The 12,547-nt window shown below is 38.3% G+C and carries 13 protein-coding genes; 3 read left to right on the top strand and 10 right to left on the bottom strand.

The features are described from left to right. Positions 1 to 32 precede the first annotated feature (32 nt). The 3 genes from EPI11_RS10590 to yiaA all read right to left on the bottom strand — a co-directional run bounded on the left by EPI11_RS10590 (position 33) and on the right by yiaA (position 2,480). A complete protein-coding gene (locus tag EPI11_RS10590) occupies positions 33 to 605 on the bottom strand; it encodes a GDYXXLXY domain-containing protein (protein ID WP_128389943.1) in 573 nt (190 codons plus the stop codon). Then, positions 595 to 1,881, bottom strand: a complete 1,287-nt coding sequence (locus EPI11_RS10585; protein ID WP_128389942.1) for a DUF2157 domain-containing protein — start codon at positions 1,879 to 1,881, stop codon at positions 595 to 597. Before EPI11_RS10585 ends, EPI11_RS10590 begins: the two co-directional genes overlap by 11 nt. Positions 1,882 to 2,012: 131 nt before the next feature. Next, complete coding sequence (yiaA, locus tag EPI11_RS10580; protein ID WP_128389941.1) at positions 2,013 to 2,480, bottom strand: inner membrane protein YiaA; 468 nt, start codon at positions 2,478 to 2,480, stop codon at positions 2,013 to 2,015. 125 nt (positions 2,481 to 2,605) lie between these two features. Between yiaA and EPI11_RS10575 the strand changes: the two genes are divergently transcribed. Further along, complete coding sequence (locus EPI11_RS10575) at positions 2,606 to 4,126, top strand: tetratricopeptide repeat protein (RefSeq protein WP_128389940.1); 1,521 nt, start codon at positions 2,606 to 2,608, stop codon at positions 4,124 to 4,126. Here the strand turns inward: EPI11_RS10575 and EPI11_RS10570 are convergent. The 4 genes from EPI11_RS10570 to EPI11_RS10555 all read right to left on the bottom strand — a co-directional run bounded on the left by EPI11_RS10570 (position 4,099) and on the right by EPI11_RS10555 (position 7,151). Continuing rightward, positions 4,099 to 4,746, bottom strand: coding sequence for an HD domain-containing protein (locus EPI11_RS10570; RefSeq protein ID WP_128389939.1), 648 nt, complete (start codon positions 4,744 to 4,746; stop codon positions 4,099 to 4,101). The two genes, EPI11_RS10575 and EPI11_RS10570, sit on opposite strands and share 28 nt — an antisense overlap. Positions 4,747 to 4,875: 129 nt before the next feature. After that, entirely contained in the window at positions 4,876 to 5,871 is a 996-nt protein-coding gene (locus EPI11_RS10565; protein WP_128389938.1) for an acyl-ACP desaturase, read from the bottom strand. A 5-nt stretch (positions 5,872 to 5,876) separates the two neighbouring features. After that, complete coding sequence (locus EPI11_RS10560; protein ID WP_128389937.1) at positions 5,877 to 6,611, bottom strand: lysophospholipid acyltransferase family protein; 735 nt, start codon at positions 6,609 to 6,611, stop codon at positions 5,877 to 5,879. 129 nt (positions 6,612 to 6,740) lie between these two features. After that, on the bottom strand, positions 6,741 to 7,151 hold the full coding sequence (locus tag EPI11_RS10555) for a BrxA/BrxB family bacilliredoxin (RefSeq protein ID WP_128389936.1): 411 nt from the start codon (positions 7,149 to 7,151) through the stop codon (positions 6,741 to 6,743). A gap of 291 nt (positions 7,152 to 7,442) precedes the next feature. Here EPI11_RS10555 and EPI11_RS10550 point away from each other — a divergent pair, with 291 nt between their 5' ends. Then, a complete protein-coding gene (locus EPI11_RS10550; RefSeq protein ID WP_128389935.1) occupies positions 7,443 to 8,096 on the top strand; it encodes a metal-dependent transcriptional regulator in 654 nt (217 codons plus the stop codon). Continuing rightward, on the top strand, positions 8,096 to 9,985 hold the full coding sequence (locus tag EPI11_RS10545; RefSeq protein ID WP_128389934.1) for an Nramp family divalent metal transporter: 1,890 nt from the start codon (positions 8,096 to 8,098) through the stop codon (positions 9,983 to 9,985). Before EPI11_RS10550 ends, EPI11_RS10545 begins: the two co-directional genes overlap by 1 nt. A gap of 51 nt (positions 9,986 to 10,036) precedes the next feature. Here EPI11_RS10545 and EPI11_RS10540 read toward each other — a convergent pair whose 3' ends face one another. From EPI11_RS10540 to EPI11_RS10530, 3 genes are read right to left on the bottom strand one after another with little or no spacing between them, the layout of a single operon-like run. After that, positions 10,037 to 10,165, bottom strand: a complete 129-nt coding sequence (locus tag EPI11_RS10540) for a FeoB-associated Cys-rich membrane protein (RefSeq protein ID WP_128389933.1) — start codon at positions 10,163 to 10,165, stop codon at positions 10,037 to 10,039. Between the two features lie 4 nt (positions 10,166 to 10,169). Next, complete coding sequence (gene feoB / locus EPI11_RS10535; protein ID WP_128389932.1) at positions 10,170 to 12,275, bottom strand: ferrous iron transport protein B; 2,106 nt, start codon at positions 12,273 to 12,275, stop codon at positions 10,170 to 10,172. Further along, on the bottom strand, positions 12,275 to 12,511 hold the full coding sequence (locus EPI11_RS10530; RefSeq protein ID WP_128389931.1) for a FeoA family protein: 237 nt from the start codon (positions 12,509 to 12,511) through the stop codon (positions 12,275 to 12,277). Before EPI11_RS10530 ends, feoB begins: the two co-directional genes overlap by 1 nt. Positions 12,512 to 12,547 lie beyond the last annotated feature (36 nt).

The following is a 12,547-nucleotide window of genomic DNA, read 5'->3' as shown; positions in this document are numbered from 1 at the left end:
TTGAAGAAAAAGGAGGCTAATAGCCTCCTTTTTTATTTACTTTTCTCTCTTTGTTTCAGCACATATTCCTTCATGGGTATGCCGTCAATTATAACATTTTTAAGAACAGCATTGCCATCCTTTACGGCTACAATAGCATAAGCAGGCATGAACTTAACAGCAGCGAGGTTGTATTCCCTGTAAGCGGTTTCAGCCTCATAAGCTTTGCTTTCTTCCATATAAAAACGCTCAAATGGCAGGTCGATGTGTAAGTCTCTTCCATAGTAATAGCCCACTTTTGTAGCAACATAATCGGTCTTGTCGCTTGGTTTTTCACGGGATACATTGGTAATAGTAGCAAATCCAAGGCTGTCTTTGCCTAAGGAAGCATAAACTTTCTCATTTCTCACCCAGGTGGTGTCCTGAGTGGTTACGGCTTCGGCTTCAAAATCCAAAGTAATGTATTTGCCTCTAAACGGATCTGTAGGATCTATAGGTGTTGTTCTGAATCTGTATTCAGTACCATGCTTTTCGGTCATTTCACTGTCGTAAATCATTTTTAGCGGTACAGCGGCCTGTAACAATGCGGTAATTACAAAGGCTATGATTAGATATTTAGTTTTCATGAGTAGCAGAATTTACAGGGTTGTTCTTTTTCTTTTTAATAAGGATGTAATTGGTTGCAAAAAAGCCTACACCCACAGCAACAAACAGTAATCCTTTTATAACAAAAGATCCGCTGGTGTCAAAAAATCGGCAGATGATGAGCGTTGAGATCATCACCATTCCGAAATTGAGCACCTTGAAATCGACTTTATTGATTCCTTGTTTAATGCAGCCTACGCCTAATGCAAGTATCAATACATTAATAAGTATAACCGGAATGAAAGTGTCGGCCATACCTACAAAGAAAATAACAGGGAAGATAAAGGTGACAGCCTGAAAGGGATTGATGCCATACTTGCCTCTTTTGGTATAATAGGCTATACCTAATCCTAAAGCGATCAATACTCCCCATCCTACGAGTACAGGCGCAGGAGACTCGCGATATACAATTTCCTCCCAAAACCATCTAAAGGAGGTTGTTAACAATAGTGTTACTATAGTAACAAGACCAAGGCATAAGTAACCGTTACGTCTTGTTTTTCTGTCCCTAAAATAAGGCAGCATACCAATGTTGTACAACAAGCAGGCAAAAGCAATATAGATAAGGATGCTTAAGGACCATTCATTACCGCCTTTAAGAAAAGCACCTAACGAAATAATACCACTTAACGGCAAAAGCCAATTGAATATTGATACACCATTGCTCTCTGGAGTTGTTTTTATTTGTTTTACGTAAAAAGGAAGTAAAGCAGCAATAAAGAACAGGTACGGCCAAGGCCTTTCTGGGTTAAAATAGCCAGCTTCTACAGCATAATAAGTGGCAAATATAATTTGCAGGAATGCCAGCGTATTAGAGCGTAAGATATAAACGAGCGGCATACCTAAAATGATCCATGAAAACAAAAAACTGCTTACGTCGCCCGGAATGTTATATATCTGTGCTACCAATGCCATTGATGAACCTATGGCAAAAAACAATAATATACCGGAAGCATCTTTCCATAGACTGCTTTTTTCCTTCACGATACAGTAGGCAGTTAATCCCTGAAACACAAATAATGGAAGTAGTGCCAGCAGCGTTTTTGTGGTTTGCGAAAAGGTATCCCAGTTGTGGGCAAATATCAATATGATACCCAGTCCTACTAATATAGCACCCAGCGAACCAAAAATGGTAAGTAACGCGTTACCCTGAGGTTCTTTTTTTAGAGCGTAGTAGTTTTCAATATCCTTTGCTGTAGTGACAGTTATGACATTGTTAGCTACAAGCTCGGATAATTCTTTTTGGATCGATCCCATAGTTTGGAAATTTATTTAAATGTAAGAAATAAGATCTTCATTTGTTTTTAATTTTAACAATTCCTAATATCAGTAAAAAAAGCCCCACAACCTTTACAAAAATGTATCAGTCATGAGGCATCCGCTAAGGGTTATATATTGTGGTCGTCAAATTGTTTTAGGTCACGGGTGTTTTTCTGTACAGCGATCGAAGCAAACATGCTCAGTGCAAATGCCATCCCGAAGAAGCCTTTTTCACTTAGAAACATATCGGCATTCCATAACCCAATTATTAAAAGAACTATTGCTGCAATTGTCGAAAACCAGCTTATACCATAATAAAGGTCGGTTACAGCTATACCTTCAAGTCTGTCGCGTACACTTTTTTGTACTGATATTACAGAGAAGAGCCCGAAGAGTAGGATTGTGAAATAATAACCTTTTTCATTAAGGGCCATTTCGGCATTAAAAAGGCCAATACAAAAAGCACTTATTCCTATAAGCAGTGTCATCCATGATGCACCCACAAAGGCATTACTTGGTTTTAAAGGATTTTGTGCATTCAGTTTTTCATTTTTCGACTGAACATTGTTTGTTTCTGGTGTTTTTAGCGGTTCCATAATTTTTGTTTTTAAATTGTAAGTCAAATCTCCGCTAAAATGGAAAGCGATAAAAATCATAAATCATTAAAAACTTACGATATAAAATGTAAATTTATATCTTTAAAGAATATAAATTCAATGTTATGAATGCCATACAGGAAGTGATACATATTATGAGTAATGAAGATATTAAAGCGTTTACGATGCATCTTAATAAAAAGAACAAGCGTAAAGATGTACATAATATTGAACTGTTTAATTTTTTAATAAGTGACGATATAAATGCAATAAAAAATTCTTTTATTCAAGAAAAAACAACTAATGCCTATCATGCACTTAGCAAAAGACTTTATGATAACCTTGTAGAATTCATGGCCAACAGGAGCTTTGAGAACGACACTAACGAAGAACACGAGGTATTGCGTTTGTTAGTGATAACGCGCGTTTTCTTTGAGCATAAACTTAATAAATCGGCATTTAAATGTTTGGCAAAAGCCGAAACTAAATCCATAGCATTAGAGCATTTTAATTTACTTAACGAAATCTACCATATCCAAATCCAGTATGCACATCTTAATCCGGTATTGCCATTAGACGCGGTTATTGAAAAATTTAAAGCCAACAAACAAAAACTGGATCAGGAGGAACAACTTAATCTTGGATATGCGTTACTGCGAAGGGAACTAACCGAGATTCATCATAAAGGGAAAATCGTAGACTTTCAGTTGTTCATTAAAAATACAATCGAATCGCAGGGCATTTCTATAAAAGAGATATTAACCTTTAAGTCGTTATATCATATACTTTTCATGGCTAATGAGTATGCTTCCATTAATAGCAATTACAGCCTGATCGAACCCTTTTTAACCAAGAGTTATGCGTTTATAAACAGCAAAGAAGACTTGGCAGAAAAACACTCTTACTACCATATTCATATTTTGTACCTCATGGCAAACATCCACTTTAGGAACAGAAGGTTTGATAAAGCTAAAGTGTTTTTAGATAAAATGATGGAGCAATTACAAAAACAAAATAGCAGGTACTACAGCCGTTTTTGCCTGCGTTACTTTTTGCTAAGATCACTTACCGATAACTACTCGGGCAATCCGGGGAATGCGGTACATATTGCAGAGAAGGCCTTACAGCAAAACAAAAAAGCCGATCCTGCCGATATAAACGATCTTCGGCTTTCTTTGATTGTCTTTCACCTGCAGCAGGATGATGGCCGCTCAGCCAGTAAGCTAATGGTTGCCTTTAACCATTCTGATAGTTGGTATGAAAAGAAAATGGGTATGGACTGGGCTATCAGGAAAAATCTGGTAGAGATATTAATGCATACTCAGCTAGAACACACAGAGTTTGCGCTATCGCGGATTAAGAGTTTTAAAAGGCATTATAAAAAATATCTTTTAAGTGTGGGCGAAGAGCGGGCAATGGTTTATGTTAATCTTATAGAAAAGTATTTGCTAAAGCCTGAAGTTCTTACTACACCTGTTTTTAGGAATTCAGTAGAGGTGTTGTTAACAGCTACACGATCGGGGCTGGAAGATATTTTTGTGATAAGTTTTCTAGGCTGGCTGCTGGCCAAAACGCAGCGTAAGCCTATTTATGAAACAACACTCGATTTGCTAAAAAACTATTTTTCACCATCCCATTCAGCATAGAATTGCGATAGAAAGTTTACCATATATTCATGGCGCCCTTGGGCAATTATTGCACCTGTTTTAGTATTCATCCTGTCTTTAAGTAGTAACAGTTTTTCGTAAAAATGATTAATGGTAGGAGCAGTACTTGCTTTGTACTCTTCTTTGGTCATGTTAAGATTTGGAGCGATAGATGGATCATGAATCGTTCGGTTCTTGAACCCGCCATAATTAAAAGTACGGGCAATACCAATGGCACCTAATGCATCCAACCTGTCGGCATCCTGAACAATATCAAGCTCTATCGAATGAAACTTCTTTTCGTTATGACCTCCTTTAAAGGATATGTTCTCTATAATGTTTACCACATGGATAATAATATCCTCAGGCACATTTTCCTGCTCTAAAAATTTCCATGCCGTTGCCGGGCCAATCGTTTCGTCACCATCATGAAATTTACTGTCGGCAATATCGTGCAATAGTGCTCCTAATTGTACTATGGTTAAATTGCAGTCTTCGCCTTTAGCAATGTGTAAAGCATTGTTGTATACACGTTCTATATGGAACCAGTCGTGTCCGCCTTCGGCGTTTTCAAGCTGGCGTTTTACAAAGGCTTTGGTGTTGTCGATGAGGTTGTTCATGGGGGTAGAAAATTATACTGCAAAGATGCAAAGAATAGCAAAGATGAAAGCGTGTTTTAGCTATAATTTATTACAATCGGATGATATAAAAGATAAATAAAAAGCCGCTATTAAGCGGCTTTGAATTCTTTATTTAATAAGTGCAGGCTGCACCCATTTAAAGATATGTGATTCTTCAGGAATAACAAGTCTTTCAGATATTCTTGCCATTCTTGCCGGAAGTTTCATAAGGAAATCTCTGGCTTTTTCTGCATCTGCAGTTAAACCATCAATTTTATCAATTTGCCATTTGTCAATAAGCTTTTGTAGAATTTCAACATAATCCTGAGCAGTATAAACGCCTATACGTTGTGCTGAGTCAGAGAACTGTTCGAATGCTTCGCCTATTTTTTGTCCTGATTCTCTAAGGAAATGAGCAGGCATAACAATTTTTTGTTTCATCATGTATTGGAAGGCAAGCATCATTTCGCTTGGATCCACCTGGAAAATCCTGTTTACAAACTCGCTGTAAGCATGGTGGTGGCGCATTTCGTCTCCGGCAATAAGCCTACACATTTTAGACAGTTTATTGTCGCCATATTTTTTAGCAAGCTGCGATACACGGTTGTGTGATACATAGGTTGCTAATTCCTGGAAACTAGTGTATACAAAGTTTTTATATGGGTCACGACCGGTACCAATATCAAAACCATCATTTATTAAATGCTGTGATGTAATCTCTACTTCGCGCATGTTTACACGGCCTGATAGGTAAAGGTATTTGTTAAGCAAATCACCATGACGGTTTTCTTCGCCTGTCCAGTTACGTACCCATTTAGACCATCCGTTTCCGCCTTCTTCTACCTGGTTTACACCTTCAACATCCATAAGCCATGACTCATAGGTTGGTAAAGCTTCTTCGGTAATGGTATCACCTACTAGTACTACCCAAAAATCATACGGAAGATCTTTAGCGATCTCGCGTAGCTCTCTTACCTCTTCAAAAAAGTTTTCATTTTGAGAGTCAGGCAGTAAATCACTTGGCTGCCATATTTTTTCGACCGGGATGAGGTAACTATCAACAAAAGTGTCAATATTTTTCTCCAGAAACTGCATTACTTCCAGTCGGATATTCTTTGTAGACATAATTTCTAATTTTTTATTCCTTGTATTACGGCATTCTCTGTTCTCTTCATTACTTCTTCAAAAGGGATATTCTTAATTGCAAAAGGCTCCTGTATTGTAAAAGTTAAACGGTTGCACAAACCTAAGGGAAATTGTCCGAATCGTACAATTTTCCACGAATTATTTATGCTTATAGGCACGATGTAGGCCGATGGGGCATACTTGCAAAGTATTTTAAGGCCATTCTCAGAAAACTTCTTTGGCACTCCTGTCTTGCTTCGGGTGCCTTCCGGAAATATAACTGCAGATCGGTTGTTCTTCTCAATGTACTCGGCCATTTGCTTAATGGCGGGTAATGCTTGTTTGGGGTCTTTCCTATCTATTAAAACGGAACCTCCATGCCTTAAATTGTATGAAACACTAGGTATTCCTTTTCCTAACTCCTTTTTACTGATGAATTTAGGGTGAAATTTCCTCATGAACCATATTATAGGCGGTATATCGTGCATACTCTGGTGGTTAGCCACTATAATAAGCGGTACGCCCTCAGGTACTCTATCTATATTGTTAAATTCGAACGTATTACCTAATAAATGTGATGTCCTGATAAGGCATCCGTTTAAAATGTCTACGCTTTTCTTGTGTGCCTTGTAACCAAATACATTAAAACAAACCCATTGAACCGGATGAAAAATAAGCAGGAACAATAGGAAAACCAGGTAATATAGTATGGATATGGGATAGGATAATATCTTTTCCATGTATCGTTTAAAAATTCGCGTAAAAGTAATGTGTTTTTTATTAAAAATAAAAAGATTTAGTATGCCTGCATAGTACCTGAAAAAAAGAAAACCACGCCTAAGCGTGGTTTTTAAAATAAGAGCTGCTTACTAGCAAAATTCCTGGTAAGCATCTTTAAGATTTTCAGCAATTAGTTCAGCCGGGCGTCCTTCAATATGGTGACGCTCTAACATGTGTACCAATTCTCCATTTTTAAACAAGGCAACACTTGGAGAAGATGGAGGGAAAGGGAACATAAAGCCCCTTGCTTCGTCTACCGCTTCTTTGTCTACACCTGCAAAAACAGTAATAAGATTATTAGGTGTTTTATCACCTGCAAGGCTCATTTTAACACCTGGTCTTGCATTTCTTGCTGCACAACCGCACACAGAGTTTACTACTACAAGGGTAGTTCCTTCTTGTGACATTGCATCTTTAACGGCATCAGCAGTATATAAGTCTTTAAAACCAGCTTCTGAAAGTTCAGCACGCATTGGTTTTACTAATTCTTCTGGATACATAGTACTATTCTTTAAAAAGTTAATTTAAAATAGGGTGTAAAGATACGCATTTTTTAGCCAATACCATAACCGCAAGCTTTTTTGTTACAGATTTGGCAGTCTGACTCTTAACGCCTTTGCAAATGGATTTATAAGCCTCTTTAAATAATGTATTATCAACCGCTAACAGTGTTTTTATCGTATAATTAATAAAGTGTAAAACAGAATTTATTAATTTATTTTTAGGCTAGACTAAAAATATTTTTAATGCAAATAGATATTTGAGTATATTTGCTTACTAATTAGTGCTTAATGACATATTCTGAAGAAAATTATTTAAAAGTTATCTACCATTTATCTCTTGCCTCTACGAAAGGTGTTACTACTAATGCTATTGCGAATGTAATGGAAAGTAAACCTTCATCGGTGACGGATATGGTACAGAAACTAGCAGAAAAAGAACTTGTAATCTATAGGAAATACCAGGGGGTAGAACTTACAGATCAAGGTCGGTTCATGGCACTGATGATTGTAAGGAAGCACCGTTTATGGGAGGTGTTTCTTGTAGATAAACTCGATTTTTCATGGGATGAAGTGCATGATGTAGCCGAACAGTTGGAGCATATAAAATCGGAAAAGTTAACTAACAAACTCGATGAGTTTTTAGGCTTCCCTACCGAAGATCCGCACGGTGACCCTATACCCGATAAAGAAGGTAAGATTGCTAAGATAGAGAAACAGCTGCTTTCTGAAATTCCTGCCGGACGCAGGGCGATATGTGTAGGGGTTAAAGATAGTTCATCTACTTTCTTGCAATACCTCGACAAACAACAAATTGCTTTAGGATCTACCCTTGAGGTGGTGTCTAAAGAAGATTTTGACCTTTCCCTTACCCTTCGTGTAGACAATAAAGAGGTAACGGTATCTAATAAAATTGCAGGTAACCTATTTGTAAAACTAATCTAATGAATCAAAAAGGCGGTAATTCGTTAGAAGAAGTTCATGAGTCGGTAACGATCATACAAAACACTTCTGTCTGGAAAAAAGTACTGGCTTTTTTCGGACCTGCTTATATGATTAGCGTGGGTTATATGGATCCGGGCAACTGGGCAACCGATATTGCCGGAGGTAGCCAATTTGGCTATCAGCTGTTATGGGTATTGTTAATGTCTAACATCATGGCCTTGCTGCTGCAAAGCCTTAGTGCACGTTTGGGTATTGTAAGCCGTCGTGACCTTGCCCAGGCTTCCCGTGAAACTTACTCTAAAGGAATAAATTACTTTTTATATGGCTTAGCCGAAATTGCCATTGCTGCCTGCGACCTTGCTGAGGTACTGGGAATGGCGATAGGATTACAGCTCTTGTTTGACATACCACTGCTTTGGGGTGTGAGCATTACCATGCTGGATACCTTTTTGCTATTGTTCCTTTTAAATAAAGGCATCAAGAAAATGGAAGCTTTTATTATTGCGCTTATTGCAATTATCGGAATGTCTTTCCTTGCTGAAATGTTTTTTGCGAAACCGGATATTGCCCAGGTGGCTGCCGGATTAATTCCGTCAATTCCTAATAGTGCAGCTTTGTATATCGCAATTGGTATTATAGGAGCTACGGTGATGCCGCACAACCTTTACCTGCATTCATCGCTGGTGCAGACCAGAAAGTTTGAACGTACTTTTAAAGGTATAAAGCAGGCGATACGCTACAACTTTGTGGATTCATTCATTGCACTTAACCTTGCCTTTTTTGTAAACGCTGCCATACTTATATTGGCTGCTGCCACTTTCTTTGATAACGGACTCCATGAAATTGCCGATATCCAGGATGCACACAAAATGTTGGAACCACTATTAGGTACCAGTTGGGCATCGGTACTGTTTGCGCTGGCGCTTATAGCTGCCGGTCAAAGCTCTACGATTACAGGAACTCTTGCCGGTCAAATTGTGATGGAAGGTTATCTTAATCTTAGGATACAACCTTGGGTACGCCGTATTGTTACCCGATTGATTGCGATACTCCCTGCATTTCTAACCATATTATATTTTGGAGAAGAGTCTACCGGTAAACTGCTGTTGTTTAGTCAGGTAGTGCTGAGTCTTCAGTTAGGATTTGCCATCGTGCCTCTTATTCACTTTGTGAGCGACAAACGCAAAATGGGTGAATTTGCCATTGGAAAATTTACGAAAACTGCTTCGTGGGTCATTGCACTCGTTATTGTTTCACTTAATGCAAAACTGGTCTATGATGAGATTTCCACATGGGTTACAGAAGCAGAAAACCCTATCTATATATGGGCACTGGTAGTGCCTGTTGCACTTGCAGCTTTATTTTTACTCTTGTATATTATTGTTGAGCCTTTCGTTCAAAAGAAGAAACGATCTGCCAAGTTAGTGCCTCATATTGATGAGGTAATTGTAAACGAACGACCGGGAGTATTGGTGTATAAAAATATTGCCATAGCACTGGATTTCTCGACTACCGACAGTAAATCGATTTCAAGTGCTTTGCAAATGGGAGGTAAGGAAGCACATTATACCTTAATACATATTGTAGAAACCGTAGGAGCAATGGTGTATGGCGATCAGGCAAATGATTTTGAAACCAGTAGTGATAAAGACTATCTGGATAAATACAAACAAGCTCTGGAAGACAAAGGATATACCATTTCTACACGCCTTAATTTTGGTAGCCCTAAACAGCAGATACCTTTAATTATTAATGAAGCCGGAGACTTTGATATCCTGATATTAGGTGCTCACGGTCACAACTGGTTTAAAGATATAGTTTTAGGAACAACAGTAAATGCTGTGCGGCATAAGATAAAAATCCCGTTGTTAATTATTACGGAGAAGTAAAAAATAAACCCGCAAAACGTTTACGTCTTGCGGGTTTATTTTTTGAGTTAATTAATGACAACCACAATCGCTGCCACCGCAATCTCCTCCTTTTTTCTTCTTCTTAAAGAAAAACTTCTTTAGAAGGAAAAATACAGCACCTGCTACCAGTATGTATACTATAATTTCCTGAATGTTCATAAGCTTACTTTAATAGTTGGTAAGTAATAAGTGAAACTACATAGGCAAAACCACTCATTCCGAATAATTGTATAAGCGGCCATTTCCATGAGTTGGTTTCTTTCTTGGTGATGGCGAGTGTACTAATACACTGCATTGCAAAAGCATAAAACAGCAATAATGATACCCCGGTTGCAAAATTAAATATCTTTTTGCCTGTTATTGGGTCTACTTCAGCATTCATGCGTTGTTTTATTGTTGCTTCGTCTTCACCACTGCTGCCAATGTTGTAAATGGTTGCTAGTGTGCCTACAAAGACTTCACGTGCTGCAAATGAGCCTACAATGGCAATACCGATCTTCCAGTCATAACCAAGTGGTTTAATGACCGGTTCTATAGATTTACCTACAATACCTATATAAGAGTTCTCTAATTGGTAAGCCGCAATTTTATCATTTAGCTGATCTTCCGGGAGTGCTTTGTTTTCCGGCTGACTGGATATTATAGTTTCAGCCTGGCTGAATTTCTCACCTGGACCATGCGATCCCATAAACCAGATAAGGATGGAAAGGGCAAGGATAATTTTTCCTGCACCATATACAAAGGCCTTTGTTTTTTCAAGTACGTTAAGTACTACGTTTTTAAATAATGGCAGCTTATAATTAGGCATTTCGGCAACAAAAAAGCTTTTGTGCTTTACCTGTAGTATCTTGTTTAATATCCAAGCAGAAAGTATGGCACCACCAAAACCAAGCAGGTACAATAGCATTAGTACCAGTCCCTGCTGGTTAAAAAGGCCGAAGATCATTTTCTCTGGAATGATTAGCGATATAAGTATTGTATATACCGGCAGCCTTGCAGAGCACGTAGTGAAAGGAGTTACCAATATGGTAATAAGGCGTTCGCGCCAGTTTTCTATATTTCGTGCCGCCATAATTGCTGGAATCGCGCAGGCAGTACCCGATATTAATGGCACAACGCTTTTTCCGCTAAGGCCAAAACGCTTCATTATTTTATCCATCAGGAAAACTACACGGCTCATGTATCCGCTTTCTTCCAGTACTGATATGAACAGGAACAGGAAGGCAATTTGCGGAATAAATATAACCACACCGCCTATACCCGGAATAATTCCCTGGGAAATAAGATCGGTTAGTTTTCCGGGGGCCATATGGGCTTCGGTATAAGATGCTAAAGAAGCAAAACTTTCATCGATGAAATCCATTGGTACGCTCGACCACGAGAATATCGATTGAAAAATCAACATCAATACCCCAAAGAAAATAACATAGCCAAATACTTTATGAGTAAGCACCCTGTCTAGTTTTGCCCTGAGGTCTTTTGCTTTAGAGTTGTCTATGGTTTGTCCTGTTTTAAGAACATCGTTTATAAACTGGTAACGCTTTATGGTTTCTTTTTGCTGGAGTCTTTTAAGTTCTGGTTTGGACTTTGCAAACGAACTGTTATGTAATTCATTGCGCTCCAACTGACCAAAGTTAACGTCCTGAGTAATAACAAGCCAAAGCTTGTACAATTGCTGTGTAGGGAATACATTGCGCAATCCGTTAAAGTATTCCGGGTCTATACTGGATGCATTAAGGCAGGGCTCGGTAGAAAGGCTATGGTAATTTACAATAAGCCCTTTAAGGGTATCTATACCTGTTCCTTTCCGTGAACTTACTAAAGCAATGCGGGTTTTAAGCTGCTGTTCCAAATAAGCAATATCAAGCGATATACCTTTACGCTCCATCCTGTCGGACATATTGATGACCAATATGGTAGGGATCTCAAGATCTTTTATTTGTGTAAAAAGAAGCAGGTTTCGCTTTAGGTTTTCAACATCGGTAACCACTACAGCAACATCCGGATAATCTTTATCAGTTTTATTGAGCAGTAGTTCTATAACCACATTTTCGTCAATAGAACTGGCATTAAGGCTATATGTACCAGGTAAATCAAGAATAGTTCCTTTTGTACCATTAGGCAGTTTACAAGCTCCTGATTTTCGTTCTACAGTTATGCCTGGATAATTACCTACCTGTTGGTTAAGTCCCGTAAGGTGATTAAAAACAGATGTTTTACCGGTATTAGGATTACCTATTAATGCGATCTTTATGTTTTGGGCTGCCATTACAATACGGTTATAATTTCTACATCAATTTCGGCAGCAGTTTCCAGTCTAATGGCAACATGGCTGTCGTTAACATCAATGTAAATAGGGTCGCCCAGTGGGGCTATTTGTAAAAGTTCCACAACATTGCCGGGCAGGCACCCCATTTCAAGTAATTTTAATGGAATGGCATCTATATTCAAATCGACTATAACGGCTCTCTGACCTTTCTTAAGGTTTGCAAGTGTGGTTCTCAAAGTTATTTAGAATGATTTTAGATTGCGAAAGTACAA

It is taken from the genome of Flavobacterium cerinum, from assembly GCF_004028155.1.
In the GTDB taxonomy this organism is placed as follows: Bacteria; Bacteroidota; Bacteroidia; order Flavobacteriales; family Flavobacteriaceae; genus Flavobacterium; species Flavobacterium cerinum.
This window is presented reverse-complemented; position numbering and strand designations above follow the sequence as displayed.

Coding starts and splice junctions, on each gene's coding strand:
- EPI11_RS10555 (WP_128389936.1), bottom strand. CDS start 7,151: ATGTATCCAGAAGAATTAGTAAAACCAATGCGTGCTGAACTTTCAGAA.
- EPI11_RS10545 (WP_128389934.1), top strand. CDS start 8,096: ATGAATCAAAAAGGCGGTAATTCGTTAGAAGAAGTTCATGAGTCGGTA.
- EPI11_RS10540 (WP_128389933.1), bottom strand. CDS start 10,165: ATGAACATTCAGGAAATTATAGTATACATACTGGTAGCAGGTGCTGTA.
- yiaA (WP_128389941.1), bottom strand. CDS start 2,480: ATGGAACCGCTAAAAACACCAGAAACAAACAATGTTCAGTCGAAAAAT.
- feoB (WP_128389932.1), bottom strand. CDS start 12,275: ATGGCAGCCCAAAACATAAAGATCGCATTAATAGGTAATCCTAATACC.
- EPI11_RS10585 (WP_128389942.1), bottom strand. CDS start 1,881: ATGGGATCGATCCAAAAAGAATTATCCGAGCTTGTAGCTAACAATGTC.
- EPI11_RS10565 (WP_128389938.1), bottom strand. CDS start 5,871: ATGTCTACAAAGAATATCCGACTGGAAGTAATGCAGTTTCTGGAGAAA.
- EPI11_RS10550 (WP_128389935.1), top strand. CDS start 7,443: ATGACATATTCTGAAGAAAATTATTTAAAAGTTATCTACCATTTATCT.
- EPI11_RS10560 (WP_128389937.1), bottom strand. CDS start 6,611: ATGGAAAAGATATTATCCTATCCCATATCCATACTATATTACCTGGTT.
- EPI11_RS10575 (WP_128389940.1), top strand. CDS start 2,606: ATGAATGCCATACAGGAAGTGATACATATTATGAGTAATGAAGATATT.
- EPI11_RS10570 (WP_128389939.1), bottom strand. CDS start 4,746: ATGAACAACCTCATCGACAACACCAAAGCCTTTGTAAAACGCCAGCTT.
- EPI11_RS10590 (WP_128389943.1), bottom strand. CDS start 605: ATGAAAACTAAATATCTAATCATAGCCTTTGTAATTACCGCATTGTTA.